Source organism: Microbacterium sp. SMR1 (genome assembly GCF_003289625.1).
Lineage (GTDB): Bacteria > Actinomycetota > Actinomycetes > Actinomycetales > Microbacteriaceae > Microbacterium > Microbacterium plantarum.
The window spans coordinates 340,034-357,491 of the sequence record NZ_QMBN01000003.1; the positions used below are offsets into that span (position 1 = coordinate 340,034).

Here is a 17,458-nt window from a genome sequence, read left to right on the forward strand (position 1 = left end):
GGGATGCGCGAACGATCGACCAGGTCCGCGCCGACGTGTTCTCCGACCTCCTCCTCGCTGCGTCGCCGGCGCTCGACCCGACCGGCACCGGTGACGGCGACGGAACGCTCGGGGCGATCCGGGCACACGTGCAGGTGGCCGTGTCGGCACTCACGCTGATGGGTCAAGATGAAGGGCCCGCGGATCTGGCGGGACGCTCGCCCATCGACGCCGCCACCGCACGCGAACTCGCGGGCAACGCAACCTCCTGGGACCGGCTGCTCACCCACCCCGTCACCGGAACCGTCCTCGAATGCGACAGCTACCGGCCCACCGCGGCGATGGTGCGGCTGCTGCGGGCACGGGACCGGCAGTGCCGGTTCCCCGGATGCCGGCAACCGACCATCCGCTGCGAACTCGACCACACCGTCGCCGCATCCGACGGCGGTGTAACCCATGTCTGCAACCTCGCCAACCTCTGCAAGAGACACCACGACGTCAAACACCACACCCGATGGCATGTCCGACAACTCCCGGGCGGAAGGCTGATCTGGACATCACCGACGGGGCGGATCTACCGCGAAGACGCACCACCACCGCTCGTCGCATTCACCATCACCGACCCACCCGATCCCGGGGCCCCGCCATTCTGACGAGTCCACCCTTCGACGCGCGCTCCGCGAGTTCGGCGCGCGCGCTCGGCGGGTGCGCGCGCTGGGGCAACATGTCCACGGAGTTATGCGTTCCGCAGTAGCCTCGTCTGGTGAACGCTGACGCAACCGAGCCGCAGTCCGGCGAGCCCGGCGAGCACGAAGAAGCCGCAGCCGCCGTCGAAGCCGTCCCCGGAATCGGTCTCACCTACGTGATCGGCCGCTGGGTGCTCGCACCGCTGGCGCGCATGCTCTACCGCCCGCGCATCGAGGGCCGCGAGAACTTCCCTCGCAAGGGCGCCGTCATCCTCGCGAGCAACCATCTCTCGTTCATCGACTCCTTCGTCATCCCGATGGCCTCGCCGCGTCCGGTGCGGTTCCTCGCGAAGTCGAGCTACTTCGACGGCACCGGTTTCCGCGGGTGGCTCTCGCGCGAGTTCTTCTACGCCGCCGGCGCGTTCCCGGTCCGGCGCGGTGCCGGCCAGGCTGCGCTGGATGCCCTGGATCAGCAGAAGAAGATGCTCGACGCGGGATGGTCGACGGCTCTCTACCCGGAAGGCACGCGGTCACTCGACGGCCGCCTGTACAAGGGCCGCACCGGGGTCGCCTTCCTGGCTCTGCAGACCGGCGCACCGGTCATCCCCGTCGGACTGATCGGCACGAGCGAGATCATGCCCGTCGGCGCGAAGTTCCCGCGGTTGCGCCCACGCGTCACCGTTCGATTCGGCGAGCCGCTCGACCTCAGCCACCACGGGTCGGCGGATTCCGGTCGCGCGCGCCGCAATGCCACCGACGAGATCATGGCCGCGATCCACGCCCTGTCGGGTCAGGAGCTCGCCGGCGCCTACAACGAGGCCCCGCCGCAGAACGCCGTCGAACGGATCAAGCAGGCCCTGCCCCACGAGCGCCGCTGACGCAGCGAATCATCCCTCGCCCGACACGACGATCGTCGGCTCGTGCCGGACCGGGAAGTTCACCGAGTTCGCGATGAAGCACCATTCGTTCGCCTGCGCGTGCGCCGCGATGGCTGCTTCGCGCATCGACTCCTCAGCGACGACGACGCGGGGCCGCAGAACGACCTCCGTGAACGCACCGCCGCCACGCCCGTCTTCGCGCATCATCCCGGTGGCGTCGTCCGTGTACTCGACGACGACGACGCCGGTCGTCACGCAGGCGTGCAGATACGACAGCAGGTGGCACTCGGAGAGCGCCGAGAGCAGAAGATCCTCCGGATTCCACCGGCTCGGGTCTCCGCGGAAGGGCTTGTCGCTCGACGCGGCGAGGGGCGGCTTGCCCTCGATGCTCAACGTCACGGCCCGGTCATAGTCCCGGTAGCCGCTCGTCCCGGTGCCGCGGTTGCCGGTCCACTCAGCCCGCACGGAGTAGTGATGCTCACCCAACATGCGGACAGTCTGGCACGCGGCATCGCGGGGTCCGCGACGGTAGGCTGTCGGGGTGCCGCAGACCTTCGCCGTTCCCGCCGCTGTCGAGCTCGCGGTCGTCGAGCGCAGCGGTTTCATCGAGTCGCGACATGCCGGTGCAGCGGTCGTCCTGGGCGCCGACGGCGCCCCGATCCGCACCCTCGGCGACGTCGACGCCCCGATCCTGCCGCGCTCGACGCTCAAGCCCCTCCAAGCCCTCGCCAGCCTGACCGCCGGGGCCTCTCTCGAGGGTGAGCGACTCGGCCTGGCGACGGCCAGCCACTCCGGCACCGACCGGCATGTCTCCGTCGTCCGCGGCATCCTCAACGACGTCGGGCTGGGCGAGGACGACCTCGGCTGCCCTCCCGCCTGGCCGGGCGACACCGCGACGCGCGACGAGATGGTCCGCGAGCTCGGCTCCCCCACCCGCATCCGGATGAACTGCTCCGGCAAGCACGCCGCGATGCTGGCTGCCTGCGTCGCGAGCGGATGGGACACCACCACCTACCTCGACCCCGACCACCCGCTTCAGGTTCACACCCGCGAGGTCATCGAGCGACTCACCGGCACCAAGGCGTCGGCGATGGCGATCGACGGCTGCGGCGCCCCCGTCTACGCGATGAGCCTCATCGCGCTCGGACGCGCTATCCAGCGCATCGGCACCGCGAGCGAGCGGTCGCCCTTCGCGCTGCACCGCATGGCCGGCGCCCTCGTCCGGGCCGTTCGCGAGAATCCGTGGACGATCGACGGCCCCGGCCGGCCCGACACCGTCGCGATCGAGCGCCTCGGCGTCTTCGCGAAGACCGGTGCCGAGGGTGTGCTCGTGATGGTGGCCCCCGACGGGACCACCGTGGCGCTGAAGGTGCTCGACGGCAACGGGAGAGCCGCGACGGCGATCGCACTCACGCTCCTCGTGAAGGCCGGTGCGCTGGAAGCGGCGCCGGTGGCCCGCGTGATCTCTCATCTTCCGCTGACCGTGCTCGGCGGCGGACAGAACGTCGGCATCATCCGGCCGACGGTGTAGCGGCTCCTCACGAGGGAGCGCAGAAAGGACTGCCATGCGCATCAGCGTTCCCACCGAGGTCAAGAACAACGAGTACCGCGTCGCCCTCACCCCGGCAGGCGTGCACGACCTGGTCGTCGCAGGCCATGAGGTCTTCGTCCAGCGCGGGGCCGGCGAAGGATCGTCGCTTCCCGACTCCGAGTACGCCGACGCCGGCGCGGTGCTCCTCGACGACCCCGACGAGGTCTGGGCACGCGCGGAGCTGCTGCTGAAGGTCAAGGAGCCGATCGCGAGCGAGTACCACCGATTCCGCGACGACCTCGTGCTGTTCACCTACCTGCATCTTGCAGCCGACCGTCCGCTCACCGACCGGCTCCTGGAAAGCGGCATGACCGCCATCGCCTACGAGACGGTGCAGCTGCCCGGCGGGGGCCTGCCGCTCCTCGCCCCGATGAGCGAAGTGGCCGGCCGCCTCGCCCCGATGGTGGGAGCCTCAACCTTGCTGCGCTCCGCCGGGGGCCTCGGACTGCTGATGTCCGGCGTTCCCGGAACCCGGCCCGCCGCGGTGACGGTCATCGGCGGCGGGGTCGCCGGGGCCAACGCGGCGTACATCGCGGCGGGTCTCGGGTCGGACGTCACGATCTTCGACACCAACATCCAGCGTCTCCGCTTCCTCGACGATCACTTCCAGGGGCGCGTCAAGACCGCGGCATCCAACCCGCTCGATCTCGAACGCGCGGTCGTGGCATCCGATCTCGTGATCGGCTCGGTGCTCATCCCGGGGGCGAAGGCTCCCAAACTGGTGCGCAACGAGACCGTCGCACGGATGCGGCCGGGCTCGGTGCTCGTCGACATCGCGGTCGACCAGGGAGGCTGCTTCGAGGACACGCGACCGACGACCCACGCCGACCCGACTTTCCGCGTGCACGACACCGTGTTCTACTGCGTCGCCAACATGCCGGGCGCCGTGCCGAACACCTCGACATCGGCGCTCACCAACGCGACGCTGCCCTACGTCCGGCAGATCGCCCGCCACGGCTGGCGCGCCGCCCTGCGGGCAGACGGCGCCCTGGCGGCCGGCTTGAACACCGCCGGAGGCCACGTCGTCAACGCCGGCGTCGCGGCGGCGCACGGCATCACCGCGGGGTCGTTGGATGACGCGCTGAGCTGAGGGGCAGCACCACCCGCCGGACCCGATCCGTCCGCGTATCGATGACCCAGGCGCGGCCGCGCCCGGGAGCGGCGTACGGCAGAAGATCTCTGTTGCCGGTCAGAAGCCGCACCTCCCCCGCGCACGAGGCATCGATGACGAGCTGGCATCGGGTCTGCGCGGCGGCCGCCGCTGCGCGCCACCGACCGATCCAGGCGTCCGGGGTGCCCCAAATCACCCTCCTCGACCGCAGCGACGTCGTCTGCTCCACGGTCGCGATCTCGAAGCCCCGACGATTCCAATGCTCCAGCGCGGCATGCGTGGCGGCGGTGGGCGGCGCGACGAACGCCGTGGCGTGGCGCGGCTCGAACACGTCGGGCGGCCGGGCCCGCTCCCGCGCGGGGTCGAACGCTCCGGCGTCCGCGAACTGCACGAGTATGCCGCGCCACCTCCCGCGGCCCGCTGGGGCCGTCGGGTCATGGTGAGCCCCCTCACCGCCGAAGGCGACATGCTCCGACCGGGACACGGCGGCGAGCACGGCGCGATCGGGAAGCTGGTCGAGGATCCTGCCGACGGCGCCGGTCATCCGCTGTGCAGAGCAGATGAACTGGACGCCACGCGACCGCGAGTCGCGCGCCACACGTTCCAGGATCGCCGCGGCGGCGGCGCTGTAGTCATCCGGCAGCCTCGCCAGCACACGGTCGAGATCGTCGACGACGATGAGCCACCCCGGCGGGATGTCGTCGAACCCGACGATGACGTCCCACGCGGCCTCGAGATCGTCGGGCAGCCAGCACACCCGATCGTGGGGCACCTGGGCAGCGATGGTCCGGAGCACCGTCGTGCGCCCGGCTCCGGCTCGTCCGAGCACCGCCACTCCCGGCGCTCCAGGGTCCAGCGTCACCGCACGTTGACGCTGCGCATCCGGCTCGTCGGCCAGACCGAGCACCACGGACCCCTCGCCCCGCAGGTCGGCGAGCGCGACGCGATCCGGCAAGGGCGGCAACCAGGGTCGACGCGCGGGGGCCGCACCCGCCGCGGCTCGCGCGATCGACTCGATGGCCGGCAACGGGCACCGGCTCACCCGGATCACGTGCGGATGGACATCAGCCGGACGCATCACCAGCGCGGTCCCGCGCTCGTCGCGACCGCCGGGAAGCATGGCGGCGTCGCCCGAACCGAGCACGGCGCGCGAATCCGCGACGTCGGTCACGCGAAGCGCGACCCGCAACGGTGCGTTCGCGAGCACCGCCTCACGGAAGCCCGCAGCACGCTGGGTCGCGAGCACGAGGTGCATCCCGAGTGCGCGGCCTCGAGCGGCGATGTCGGCGAAGACATCGTGCATCGCGGGGTGTGTCGAGGTGAGCGCGGCGTATTCGTCGACGACGACGACCAATCGCGGCAGAGCGTCCGGCACATCCGCGATGTCGCGGGCCCGGAGGCCGGCGAGAACGCGCTCGCGACGGCGCACCTCCGCGGTGAGGCTCTCGATCGCGCGCACCGCGTTGCGCTCGTCGAGATCCGTCACGACGCCGGTCACGTGGGGCAGCGACGCGAGGGCATCGAAAGCCCGACCTCCCTTGAAGTCGATGAGCAGGAAGTTCACCCGCTCGGGCGGCAGACTCCGCGCGAGCGCGGCGATCCACGTCACGAGCAGTTCGCTCTTGCCGCTGCCCGTGACCCCCACCACGACGGCGTGCGGCCCGTCGTCGACCAGGTCGATCGCCAGCGGGCCGTCGGGCCCCGCCCCGAGGACGGCAGCGAGGCCGGCCCCTCCGACGACGGGGAGATCATCGAATGACGGAGGTGCCGCCGCGTCACCACCCATCGCCTCCGCGCGCTCCCGCAGCAGGGCGGTCACCGCAGCAGCCTGCTCCCGTCCGAGCGGCTCCGGACGGATCGGCCGCGACGAACCGCTGTACGCGAGCACCGCCGCGTCGGCGTCCCCCACGCGGAGCACGGCCGCACACTGCGGCGGCGGTGCACCGGAGCCCGCGGAGACGATGACGATGTCGGCATCGGCAGGCGGCACCCCGGTCCCCCACCACAGGCGCCGGCCGCCCGGAGTCGATGCGTGCGGGAGGTCACGGGCCCAGTCCTCAGCGGCGCCGACCACCCACACCTCACCGGGCGGGTGGACGAGGCAGGTCTGCATCACGAGAGCGCGCGCGATCGCCGCGGCCGCCGCAGCCGGTCCGACGACGGCTACTCCTGCAGTCAGTGGGATCGTGACCGGTGCATCTCGGAGCACCGCTGCGGCGTGCCGGAGCTCCGGCGTCGGCTCGCCCTCGATCCGCACACACGACCGCGCATCGCCCGCTCCCATCACGAGCACATCGCGTACCGCCCTCGGGCGCCACAGCTCGTCGGGGTCGTCGAGCAGCCACGCGACATCCGGCGTGGCACGCCAGAGCTCCGCGCGCTCGAGCGCGTGCCGCTCGTCGACCTCGAGGCGCGCTCTGTTCATGCCCGTCGCTGCGTGCTTCGCGGCCCGCCGCCGCTCCCGCCGCGCGACGCGTGCAGAATCGAGCATGGTGGCGGTGGTTACGAGAGGACCGAGCGCAGCGAACCAGAGCACTGTCGGCGAGCCGGTCACCTGCCACAGGATCACCGCCCCGGCGATGGGGACCACCACCGCCCACAGCGGAAAGGATGATCGCCGCGCCTGCGTCTGCGTCAGCGACGTGGACAGCCGGATGGGGTCGTCGAGTCGGGCTGAGGAGTGCACGCACCTCAGTCAAGCGATAACGAGACGCCGCCGAAGAGGCGCCACGGCCCGCGGTGGAGGATCGGGCTCAGCCCTGGTTCGGGGAGGAGTCGTCGTTCGAAGCACGCACGTGCGCGTCGAGCACGATGACCGTGACGTTGTCACGGCCCCCGTTCTCCAGCGCCGCCGTCATCATCGCCGACACGGCCGCCGCAGGATCGGCGTTCTCGAGCAGGAAGTGCAGGATGCCGTAGTCGGTGAGCTCTTTCGTGAGCCCGTCGCTGCAGATCACGAAGCGATCGCCATCGACGACATCGAGGCGAACGTAGTCGGGGGTGACTCCGTCGCTCGGTCCGACCGCGCGGGTGATGACGTTCCCGTAGGGGTGCTGCTCCGCCTCTTCGGGGCTGAGCCGGCCAGCCGCCACGAGCTCCTGCACCACGGAGTGATCCGTCGTGACCTGGGCGATCGCCTGGTCGCGCAACAGGTACACCCGCGAGTCGCCGATGTTCAACGTCGTCCACTGCGGTTCGCCGTCGACGATGTCGAGGTACACGCCGGTGACGGTCGTTCCCGTTCCGTCATCCGTCGTCTCGGGGTGATCCGCGATGTCTCCGACGGCGCGCTCGAGGGCCTCTTCGATGTCTTCGGGAGTCACCACTCCGCGCTCGGCGACACGACGGAGCCGGTCGACGGCGCTCGCGCTCGCGATCTCGCCGCCGATATGTCCGCCCATGCCGTCTGCGACGATGAACAGCGGATACTGCGCGAGGACGGCGTCCTGGTTGCTGTCGCGGCGGCGTCCGGTGTCGGTCGCGGCGGCCCACCGGAGTTCGATCGCACCGGACGGGACGTCCACGATCCGGGATTGGGTCGTGGGGTCGGGCACGCTGTCACTCTTCTTTCGTCGACGGATGGGCGTGTCACACTCTAGTGGACGCACCCGCTGAGCGTGATTTCTTCACCCCGCGGCGGGGTCGGATGGCAGCGGGAAGAGCGCGTCGATCGCGGCCAGCTCGGCAGCATCGGGGTGCCACGCCGAGGCGGCTGCCGCATTCGAGTGAACCTGCTCGGGTGAGGTCGCGCCGGCGATCACGCTGCTCAGGGCCGGCTGCGCCAGGAGCCAGCCGAAGGTCGCCTGCACCATCGTGATGCCGCGCTCGTCGCAGAAGGTCCGGTACGCCTCGATGGCGTCCCAGGGAGCGTTCTCCCACAGATGACGCCGTTCCCTCGCGACCCGCGAGTCGGCGGGGATGTGGTCGCGGGTGAACTTCCCGGTGAGCAAGCCGTTGTGCAGCGGGAAGTACGGCAGGAAACCCCTCCCGAAATGCCGAACGGCCGGCAGGACCTCACGCTCGGCGGCGCGTGCGAGCAGGCTGTAATGGTTCTGCGCGGAGACGAACGGCACATCACCGCGTGCACGCGCCACGGCCTCGGCCTCGGCGATCTGCCAACCCGCGAAGTTGGAGTGTCCGATGTAGCGGACCTTGCCCTCCCGTACGAGCTCCGACAGCGCGTCGAGCGTCTCTTCGATAGGCGTCTCGGGGTCGGGGGTGTGCAGCTGGTAGAGGTCGATCCAGTCGGTCTGCAGGCGCTCGAGCGAGGCCTCCACCGCACGTCGGATGTAGGCGCGAGATCCTTTCGCGCCCGGCAGCCCGAGGTCCACGGCGCTGTGACCGAACTTCGTGGCGACCACGACGCGGTCGCGACGTCCCCGCAGGGCCTCACCCATCAGCGTCTCGGACAGACCGGGCTCGCCGCCGTAGATGTCGGCGGTGTCGAAGAAGGTGATGCCGGCGTCGAAAGCGGCGTCGAGCACCGCGACCGTGCCGTCGAGAGTCTGCGTGGGAGTTCCCCGCCGCCCGAAGTTGTTGCATCCCAGCCCGACGGCCGAGACGAGCAGGCCGGAGGTTCCGAGTCGGCGGGTGTGCACTGCGTCGTCCATCCCTCCACGCTAGACCCGAATCCGTGGGGTCGGCGCCCACTACGGCGAGGAACCCCCGTCATGCGACGAGGGTTCCTCGGGTGTTCACTGCCGCGGGGCGTCCGGCGCGGGGGGCTCGGTGGTCGGAGGCGTCACGGGCGGCTGTGCCGCCGGCGGCGGGTAGGCACCAGCCGGGGGCGCCGGCGGCGTGGCCGGCGGCGGGTACGAACCCGCCGGCGGAGCGGCGGGAGCGGAGGAAGATGCATAGCCGGCACCGGTGGAGCCGTACGCGCCCGGTGCGGGTGCCGCGCCGCCGTCGGGCTGGACCGGGATGCCCTGCCAGACCGTCGTGTCGCGCAGGAACGAGGTGCGCCACGGCGAGGGCTGCACGTGGGGGTTCCACGGCGAGCTCGAGAACGCGGCGATACCGAGCCAGATCAGCCCGCCGATGCCGGGGATGATGTACAGCAGCACGAGCGGCCAGTCCTTGCCGAGCTTCTGACCGACGCGAACGCTGGCCAGAGCCAGCGCGACGATCGCGAGGTAGCTGAAGATGAACCCGATGGCCGGGATGTTGCTCAGCACCGCCGTCGCGACGAGCGCGCCCAGCATGACCCAGGGAGAGATGTCACCGAGCTTCGCGAAGACCATCTCGCGGTAGACCGGAACCCAGGCGCGCCATTTTCCCTGCACGCCGGCCTTCTCGAAGATCTTCATGTAGAAGAACGAGCTGATGATGTAGCCCGCGAGCACGATGATCAGGATGATGGGAAGAATCAGCAGGATGAGGGCGAGGAAAGCGCCCGCGCCCGCACCATCGTCGTAGTAACCCGACATGTACGACCTCCTCAGTCGCGACCCGGCGCGAAGCGCTCGCGCCGTGGGTCGCCGCTCATGCTAGCGAAACACCGGACCCGGCGTGCGACCTCGACAGCACCGGGCATGGGGCATCAGACGACGAGCTCGAGCTCGGACGATCCAGCCGTCTCGCGCAGCACCCATCCGTGTGACGCGGCCCACGCGAGAAGGTCGTCTCGAGAGCTCACGGTCGCAGCCGAACGGGCGAGCGAACGCGTGAACTCGCCCTTCGCGTGCTTGTTGAAGTGGTTGAGGGCGCGCACTGTTCCGTCGGCGCCGGCGGAGACCACGCGGACGAACGCGGAGGGCATCGCCGCGGGGACCGGAGCCAGGGCCACGTAGGCCTCCGAGCGCAGATCGAGCACGAACGGCGCCCCGGTCTCCGTCAAGGCGGCCGAGCTCGCCGCAGCCCAATGCCGGCGGAGCGGCGCGATGCCCGGAAGCGCCGTGCCCGCCGCCAGCCGATACGCCGGGATGGGATCGAGCGCGGCGACAGGACCGAAGGGCGCCGACTGAATGAGCACATGCTCGCCGAGCCAGCCCCGCGCCCCGGCGTCGAGCGCGGCCGCATCGAGAGCATCGAAGAGGACGCCGGTGTACCGGTCGACGGCGGGCATCGTCGGAGAGGTCATGAGCGCGGAGTTCACCGCCACCTCGCCCAGCTGACGCGCGCTGAGCTTGAGCACCCGCGCCGCGGCGTCCGGATCCGCCGACAACGCGACGAGCGCGTCCACGGCCGCGCGGCGCTCCGACGCCAGCTGCGGCAGGGCCAGGGCGTCGATGTCGAGCGGCGCACCGGTACCCCCGGCGCGTTTGGTCTCGGACGGCGGCAGCAGGAGCAGCATCCGGAAATCTCCCTTCAACGCGAGAGACCGCACCCCGGAGGGTGCGGTCTCTCGTAGACGCAGTGCGGGTCAGGCCAGCGCGGCGTTACCCGCCACGATGGTGAGCTCGTCGCCCTCCATCGACAGGAAGCCGTCCTGCGCATTGGCGACGATCTTCTCGCCGCCGGGCTGCGTGATACGCACCTGACCTTCGGCGAGGATCGCGAGCACCGGCTCGTGACCCGCCATGAAGCCGATCTCGCCCTCGACGGTCTTGGCCACGACGAGGGACGCCTCGCCCGACCAGACCTCCGCCTCGGCGGAGACGAGCGTGACCGTCAGAGCCATGTCAGCTGTTCTCCTTCTGGATCTTCGCCCACTTCTCTTCGACGTCGCCGATACCGCCGACGTTGAAGAAGGCCTGCTCGGCCACGTGGTCGAAGTCGCCCTTGACGATCGCGTCGAACGACTCGATGGTCTCCTTGATCGGGACCGTAGAGCCCTCGACGCCGGTGAACTTCTTCGCCATGTAGGTGTTCTGCGAGAGGAACTGCTGGATGCGGCGTGCACGCGACACGACGATCTTGTCCTCTTCGGAGAGCTCGTCGACACCGAGGATCGCGATGATCTCCTGCAGCTCCTTGTTCTTCTGCAGGATCTGCTTCACGGCGGTGGCCACGCGGTAGTGGTCCTCACCGATGTAGCGCGGGTCGAGGATGCGGCTCGTCGAGCTCAGCGGGTCGACGGCCGGGTACAGACCCTTCGACGCGATCTCGCGCGAGAGCTCGGTCGTGGCGTCGAGGTGCGCGAAGGTCGTCGCCGGGGCCGGGTCGGTGTAGTCGTCGGCGGGGACGTAGATCGCCTGCAGCGAGGTGATCGAGTGACCGCGCGTCGAGGTGATGCGCTCCTGGAGAACACCCATCTCGTCGGCGAGGTTGGGCTGGTAGCCCACGGCCGAGGGCATACGGCCCAGCAGCGTCGAGACCTCGGAACCGGCCTGCGTGAAGCGGAAGATGTTGTCGATGAAGAGCAGCACGTCCTGCTTCTGCACGTCGCGGAAGTACTCCGCCATCGTCAGGGCCGACAGGGCGACGCGCAGACGCGTCCCCGGCGGCTCGTCCATCTGGCCGAAGACGAGGGCGGTCTTGTCGAAGACGCCCGCCTCCTCCATCTCGTGGATGAGGTCGTTGCCCTCACGGGTGCGCTCACCGACACCGGCGAACACCGACACACCACCGTGGTCCTGCGCGACGCGCTGGATCATCTCCTGGATGAGGACGGTCTTGCCGACGCCGGCACCACCGAAGAGGCCGATCTTTCCACCCTGGACGTACGGGGTGAGGAGGTCGATGACCTTGATGCCGGTCTCGAACATCTGGGTCTTCGACTCGAGCTGGTCGAAGCTCGGCGCCTGGCGGTGGATGCCCCAGCGCTCGGTGACCTCGACGGTCTCGCCCTCGGCGGCGTTGAGAACGTCGCCCGTGACGTTGAAGACCTTGCCCTTGGTGACGTCGCCGACGGGGACCGTGATGGGGCCGCCGGTGTCGCGCACCTCCTGGCCGCGGACCATGCCGTCGGTCGGCTTCAGCGAGATGGCGCGCACGAGGTCGTCGCCGAGGTGCTGAGCGACCTCGAGGGTGATCTCGGTCGACTCGCCGTCGATCGTGATCGTGGTCTTCAGCGCGTTGTAGATGTCGGGAATCGAGTCGTGCGGGAACTCGATGTCGACGACGGGGCCGGTGACGCGCGCAACGCGGCCGACGACCGACGTGGCTTCGGCAGTGACGGTAGTCATGTCTGTCTCTTTCGGTTGGTCTTACTTGCCCGACGCCAGAGCGTCGGCGCCGCCGACGATCTCGGCGATCTGCTGAGTGATCTCGGCCTGGCGAGCGTTGTTGCGCAGGCGGGTGTAGTCGGTGATGAGCTTGTCGGCGTTGTCGCTCGCCGACTTCATCGCCTTCTGCGTCGCGGCGTGCTTCGCGGCGGACGACTGGAGCAGCGCGTTGAACACGCGGCTCTGAACGTACACCGGCAGCAGCGCGTCGAGCACCGTCTCGGGGTCGGGCTCGAACTCGTACAGCGGATAGACCGGAGCCTGGTCCGCCGTCGCCGCATCGGCCTCGACGACTTCGAGGGGCAGCAGACGGACTGATTCAGGCGTCTGCGTCATCATGCTGACGAAACGGTTGTACACGAGGTGGATCTCGTCGACGCCCCCGTCTTCGCCGCCCTGAGCGTAGGCGTCGAGGAGAGCCCCGGCGACCTGCTCGGCCGTGCTGAAGTGCGGCGTGTCGGTGTCACCCGTCCACTCGCCCGCAGCCCGCATCCGGCGGAACTGGAAATACCCGACGGCCTTGCGACCGATGAGGTAGTAGTCCACTTCCTTGCCCTGCGACCGCAGCAGCTCGGCCAGCTCGAGACCCTCGCGGAGGATCTGCGAGTTGAACGCGCCGGCGAGGCCGCGGTCGGAGGCGAAGATGACGACCGCGGAACGACGGATCGTCTCGCGCTCGGTCGTCAGCGGGTGCTCGACGTCGGAGTGGGTCGCCACCGCGGAGACGGCACGCGTCACAGCTCGCGCGAAGGGAGAGGATGCGCGGACGCGTCCCATCGCCTTCTGAATGCGCGAAGCCGCGATGAGCTCCATCGCCTTCGTGATCTTCTTGGTCGTCTGAGCAGAACTGATCTTCTGCTTGTAGACCCGGAGTTGTGCGCCCATAAGTGTGTGTCGTCCTCCGCGTCAGCCGCGGCGGCCCTTGACGATCTGCTCCTGGTTCACGTCGTCGGCCTCGGCGGCAGCGGTCTCCTCGTGGCCCGGCTTGTTGATGGCCTGGCCCTTTCCGCCCTGGAACTCGAGCACGAACTCGTCGACGACCTTCTCGAGCTCGGCGACGGTGTCATCGCCCAGCACGTTCGTCTCACGCAGCGTGTCGAGGATCGACGTGTTGCGCTTGAGGTAGTCGAGCAGCTCGCGCTCGAAGGTCAGGACGTCCTCGACCTCGATCGTGTCGAGCTTGCCGTTGGTGCCGGCCCAGATCGAGACGACCTGCTCCTCGACGGGGTACGGCGAGTACTGCGGCTGCTTGAGCAGCTCGGTCAGACGCGCACCGCGAGCCAGCTGACGACGCGACGCGGCGTCGAGGTCCGACGCGAACATCGCGAACGCCTCGAGCGAGCGGTACTGAGCGAGCTCGAGCTTCAGCGTTCCCGAGACCTTCTTGATCGACTTGACCTGAGCGTCACCGCCGACGCGCGACACCGAGATGCCCACGTCGACCGCCGGACGCTGGTTGGCGTTGAACAGGTCGGACTGCAGGAAGATCTGGCCGTCGGTGATCGAGATCACGTTGGTCGGGATGTACGCCGAGACGTCGTTGGCCTTGGTCTCGATGATGGGCAGACCCGTCATCGATCCGGCACCCAGGTCGTCGGAGAGCTTCGCGCAACGCTCGAGCAGACGCGAGTGCAGGTAGAAGACGTCACCGGGGTACGCCTCGCGGCCCGGCGGACGGCGCAGCAGCAGCGAGACCGCACGGTAGGCCTCGGCCTGCTTCGACAGGTCGTCGAAGATGATCAGGACGTGCTTGCCCTCGTACATCCAGTGCTGGCCGATGGCCGAGCCGGTGTACGGAGCGAGGTACTTGAAGCCGGCGGGGTCGGATGCGGGAGCCGCGACGATCGTCGTGTACTCCATGGCACCGGCGTCCTCGAGCGCGCCCTTCACCGAAGCGATGGTCGAGCCCTTCTGGCCGATCGCGACGTAGATGCAGCGGACCTGCTTGTTGACGTCGCCCGACTCCCAGTTGGCCTTCTGGTTGATGATCGTGTCGATCGCGATGGCCGTCTTGCCGGTCTGGCGGTCGCCGATGATCAGCTGACGCTGACCGCGGCCGACGGGGATCATGGCGTCGATGGCCTTGATGCCGGTCTGCATCGGCTCGTGGACCGACTTGCGCTGCATGACGCCGGGCGCCTGCAGCTCGAGCGCGCGACGACCGGTCGTGGCGATCTCGCCGAGACCGTCGATCGGGTTGCCGAGCGGGTCCACGACGCGGCCGAGGTAACCCTCGCCGACGCCGACGGAGAGCACCTCGCCGGTGCGGGTGACCTTCTGGCCCGCCTCGATGCCGGCGAAGTCGCCGAGGATGACGACACCGATCTCGTGCTCGTCGAGGTTCTGCGCGAGACCCTCCACGCCGTTGTCGAAGCGGACGAGCTCGTTCGCCATGACGCCGGGCAGTCCCTCGACGTGGGCGATGCCGTCGGCCGCGTCGACGACGGTGCCGACCTCGGTCGCGGCGGCCCCGGTGGGCTCGTACGCGGCGACGAAGTCTTTCAGCGCGTCACGGATGACATCCGGGCTGATGGACAGTTCTGCCATGGTGTTCCTTCGGTCCTGAGTCTGAGGGTCCGGATGCATCCGGCCGGTGCGCCCCTGCGGGCGGTGAGGTGGGTCAGCCCGCCAGTCGCTGGCGGAGATCGGAGAGGCGAGAGGCGACGGTCGCGTCGATCACGTCGTCGCCGATCTCGATGCGCAGCCCCCCGACGACCGCGGGGTCGACGACGAGGTTGAGCGCGACGGGCGTGCCGTAGCGGTTCGAGAGGGTCTCGGCGAGGCGGGCGCGCTGCTGATCGCTGAGAGCGGTCGCCGTGCGAACGCTCGCGACGACGCGGCCGCGCTGGTCCGAGACGATGCGGATCGCCCGCTCGAGCAGCTGCCGCACACGGCGCTCACGCGGACGCTGCACGATCGACGAAGCGATGAGACGCGTTGCTGCACCGAAACGCCCGTCGAGAAGGCGCTCGATGAGAGCCCCCTTGGCCGAGGCCTCCCCCAGCCTGCTGCCGAGAGCGAGCTCGAGCTCGGGGTTCGCCGACACCGTGTGCAGCACACCGAACAGCTCGTTCTCGAGATCGCCCTGATCGGCGACGGCGGCGGCGCGGATCGCCAGTTCCTCGACGGCGTCGACGAAGTCGTCGACCGAGGACCAGCGCTGCGCGACGGCTGTGCGCAGCAGCGACACGGTCTGCGCCGCGAAGGCCGGACCGAACACGTCGCCGACGACCTTGTCGCGAGCCTGCGGCGAAGCCGCGTTGTCCGTCAGCGCGCCGCTCAGCTGCGGCGAGTCCGCCAGAGCCCGCGCGGCGACGAACAGCTCACCGGACACGTCGAGCGTGAGCCCGGGGGTCTCGGCGATGGCCGCCGTCGTCGCGACGAGTGCCTGAGTGGTCGCGCTGCCCATCAGTTCGACGCCTTCTCAGAGGCCTCGAGCTCGCTGAGGAAGCGGTCGACGACGGCCTGCGCCTTCTGGTCGTCGGACAGGGTCTCGCCGATGACGCCGCCGGCCAGGTCGAGAGCGAGCGTGCCGACCTCGCTGCGCAGCGAGACCACGGCAGCCTGGCGCTCGGCCTCGATCTGCGTGTGCGCGGCAGCGGTGAGACGCTCGGCCTCGGCCGATGCGTTCTGCTTCGCCTCGCTGACGATCTTGCGACCGTCCTCGCGGGCGGCGTCGCGGATCTCACCGGCCTCCTTGCGGGCCTCGGCCAGCTGAGCGGTGTACTCCTCGAGCGCTGCCTCCGCCTTGCGCTGCGCCTCGTCAGCCTTGGCGATGTTGCCCTCGATGGCCGCGCTGCGCGCGTCGAGCACCGTGGTGACACGGGGCAGCGCGTAGAAGACGACGACGAGAACGATGATGACGAAGCAGACGCCCGACCAGATGATGTCGTAGTAGGCGGGCAGCAGCGGGTTGCCGGAGCCCTCTTCGGCGGCGACGGTGAGCAGTGCGTCGACCATCATGCCTCCCTCTTGGTGAATGACGAGCGGATCAGAGCGCGTTGAAGATGAACGGCGTGGCGATGCCGATCAGCGCGAGGATCTCGATGAGGCCGATACCGATGAACATCGTCACCTGGAGGCGACCGGCGAGCTCGGGCTGACGGGCCGTCGACTCGATGGTCTTGCCGATCATGATGCCGAGGCCGATGGCCGGACCGATGGCGGCGAGGCCGTAGCCGACGGTTGCGATGTTTCCGGTGACGGCGGCAAGGATCGTCGTAGCGTCCACTGGATTTTTCCTTTCGTAGGGCGAGCAGCCGGGTGGCTGATCGTCAGTGCTCTTCGGCGACAGCGAGCTGGATGTAGACCGCGGTCAGGATGGTGAAGATGTATGCCTGCAGGGCGGCAACGAAGATCTCGAACAGGGTGAAGGCGAAACCCATCGCGAGGGTACCGGCCGACAGGATCGAGAACCAGTTGAAGCTCATCAGGAAGAACTGGGTGGCTGCGAAGAACAGCACGAGCATGAGGTGGCCGACCATCATGTTGGCGAGCAGTCGCAGGAACAGCGAGAAGGGCCGCGCGACGAAGATCGAGATGAGCTCGATCAGGGCGATCAGCGGCACGATCACGATCGGCACACCGCTCGGCACGAGCGAGTTCTTCAGGAAGCGGCCGAGGCCGTGCTTCTTGAGGCCGGCGTAGACGAAGACGACGTATGCGACCAGCGCGAACATCAGCGGCGCGCCCGCGACCGCGGTGCCCGCGATGTTGAGGAACGGGATGATGCCCGTGAGGTTCAGGAAGAGGATCCCGAAGAACAGCGACGTCAGGATCGGAAGGAACCGCTTGCCGTCCTTCTCGCCCAGGACCTGATAGGCGACCTGCTCGCGCACGAAGCCGAAGCCCAGCTCGAGCACGCTCTGGAAGCGTCCCGGCACCACGGTCATGCGCCGTGCGCCGATCACGAGGATGAGCACCAGCACCGCGGTCGCGATCAACTGCACCATCGAGATCCGCGTGAACGCGAACGGAGTGCCTTCGAAGAGCAGGACCTCAGGGAAGAAGTCGCTGATGGAGGGCGGGTGGAATTCGTTGTCGGCCGCCATGGCGATCATTGCCGCTTGAGTCAACGGGTTGGCTCCAGCTTCTCGTGCCAGCGTGAA

Annotated in this window: 18 protein-coding genes; 4 read left to right on the top strand and 14 right to left on the bottom strand. The window is 69.2% G+C overall.

Features of this window, described 5'->3' with window-relative positions; all coding sequences use genetic code 11:
* Positions 1-632, top strand: a 632-nt coding sequence (locus DO944_RS15945; protein WP_258524690.1) for an HNH endonuclease signature motif containing protein, incomplete at its 5' end; no start/stop codon positions are given.
* Positions 633-739: 107 nt separating this feature from the next.
* Positions 740-1,543 carry a lysophospholipid acyltransferase family protein gene (locus tag DO944_RS11285; RefSeq protein ID WP_378719934.1) on the top strand — a complete coding sequence of 268 codons (804 nt, stop codon included), beginning with the start codon at positions 740-742 and terminating at the stop codon, positions 1,541-1,543.
* A 9-nt stretch (positions 1,544-1,552) separates the two neighbouring features.
* Here the strand turns inward: DO944_RS11285 and DO944_RS11290 are convergent, their stop codons facing one another.
* A complete protein-coding gene (locus DO944_RS11290) occupies positions 1,553-2,032 on the bottom strand; it encodes an OsmC family protein (RefSeq protein WP_112617254.1) in 480 nt (159 codons plus the stop codon).
* Between the two features lie 52 nt (positions 2,033-2,084).
* On the opposite strand from DO944_RS11290, the gene DO944_RS11295 reads away from it, so the two are divergent.
* Together DO944_RS11295 and ald are read left to right on the top strand one after the other, a co-directional pair.
* A complete protein-coding gene (locus DO944_RS11295; RefSeq protein ID WP_112617255.1) occupies positions 2,085-3,074 on the top strand; it encodes an asparaginase in 990 nt (329 codons plus the stop codon).
* Between the two features lie 34 nt (positions 3,075-3,108).
* Positions 3,109-4,224 (top strand): alanine dehydrogenase, encoded by a 1,116-nt coding sequence (gene ald / locus DO944_RS11300; protein WP_112617256.1) that lies wholly within the window; start codon positions 3,109-3,111, stop codon positions 4,222-4,224.
* On the opposite strand, the gene DO944_RS11305 is transcribed toward ald, so the two are convergent.
* The 13 genes from DO944_RS11305 to atpB form a co-directional block, all read right to left on the bottom strand.
* Entirely contained in the window at positions 4,190-6,931 is a 2,742-nt protein-coding gene (locus tag DO944_RS11305) for an FtsK/SpoIIIE domain-containing protein (RefSeq protein ID WP_112617257.1), read from the bottom strand. The genes ald and DO944_RS11305 overlap by 35 nt on opposite strands.
* Before the next feature lie 67 nt (positions 6,932-6,998).
* Complete coding sequence (locus DO944_RS11310; RefSeq protein WP_112617258.1) at positions 6,999-7,799, bottom strand: PP2C family serine/threonine-protein phosphatase; 801 nt, start codon at positions 7,797-7,799, stop codon at positions 6,999-7,001.
* Positions 7,800-7,871: 72 nt separating this feature from the next.
* Positions 7,872-8,855, bottom strand: coding sequence for an aldo/keto reductase (locus DO944_RS11315; protein ID WP_112617259.1), 984 nt, complete (start codon positions 8,853-8,855; stop codon positions 7,872-7,874).
* An 84-nt stretch (positions 8,856-8,939) separates the two neighbouring features.
* Positions 8,940-9,671 carry a large exoprotein gene (locus DO944_RS11320; RefSeq protein WP_112617260.1) on the bottom strand — a complete coding sequence of 244 codons (732 nt, stop codon included), beginning with the start codon at positions 9,669-9,671 and terminating at the stop codon, positions 8,940-8,942.
* A 113-nt stretch (positions 9,672-9,784) separates the two neighbouring features.
* A complete protein-coding gene (locus DO944_RS11325; protein WP_112617261.1) occupies positions 9,785-10,537 on the bottom strand; it encodes a YaaA family protein in 753 nt (250 codons plus the stop codon).
* A 69-nt stretch (positions 10,538-10,606) separates the two neighbouring features.
* A complete protein-coding gene (locus DO944_RS11330; protein WP_023955192.1) occupies positions 10,607-10,864 on the bottom strand; it encodes a F0F1 ATP synthase subunit epsilon in 258 nt (85 codons plus the stop codon).
* A gap of 1 nt (position 10,865) precedes the next feature.
* Positions 10,866-12,311, bottom strand: a complete 1,446-nt coding sequence (gene atpD / locus DO944_RS11335) for a F0F1 ATP synthase subunit beta (protein ID WP_091502862.1) — start codon at positions 12,309-12,311, stop codon at positions 10,866-10,868.
* Between the two features lie 21 nt (positions 12,312-12,332).
* Entirely contained in the window at positions 12,333-13,235 is a 903-nt protein-coding gene (locus DO944_RS11340; protein ID WP_112617262.1) for a F0F1 ATP synthase subunit gamma, read from the bottom strand.
* A 21-nt stretch (positions 13,236-13,256) separates the two neighbouring features.
* Complete coding sequence (gene atpA, locus DO944_RS11345; protein ID WP_023955198.1) at positions 13,257-14,897, bottom strand: F0F1 ATP synthase subunit alpha; 1,641 nt, start codon at positions 14,895-14,897, stop codon at positions 13,257-13,259.
* Positions 14,898-14,970: 73 nt separating this feature from the next.
* The gene (locus DO944_RS11350) at positions 14,971-15,759 is read right to left on the bottom strand and encodes a F0F1 ATP synthase subunit delta (protein ID WP_112617263.1); all 789 of its coding nucleotides are present in this window, start codon (positions 15,757-15,759) and stop codon (positions 14,971-14,973) included.
* Entirely contained in the window at positions 15,759-16,310 is a 552-nt protein-coding gene (locus tag DO944_RS11355) for a F0F1 ATP synthase subunit B (RefSeq protein ID WP_112617572.1), read from the bottom strand. The genes DO944_RS11350 and DO944_RS11355 overlap by 1 nt, the downstream gene beginning before the upstream one ends.
* Positions 16,311-16,341: 31 nt before the next feature.
* Positions 16,342-16,581 (bottom strand): F0F1 ATP synthase subunit C, encoded by a 240-nt coding sequence (gene atpE / locus DO944_RS11360; RefSeq protein WP_091502856.1) that lies wholly within the window; start codon positions 16,579-16,581, stop codon positions 16,342-16,344.
* A gap of 43 nt (positions 16,582-16,624) precedes the next feature.
* A complete protein-coding gene (gene atpB / locus DO944_RS11365; RefSeq protein WP_309300110.1) occupies positions 16,625-17,401 on the bottom strand; it encodes a F0F1 ATP synthase subunit A in 777 nt (258 codons plus the stop codon).
* Positions 17,402-17,458: the final 57 nt, after the last annotated feature.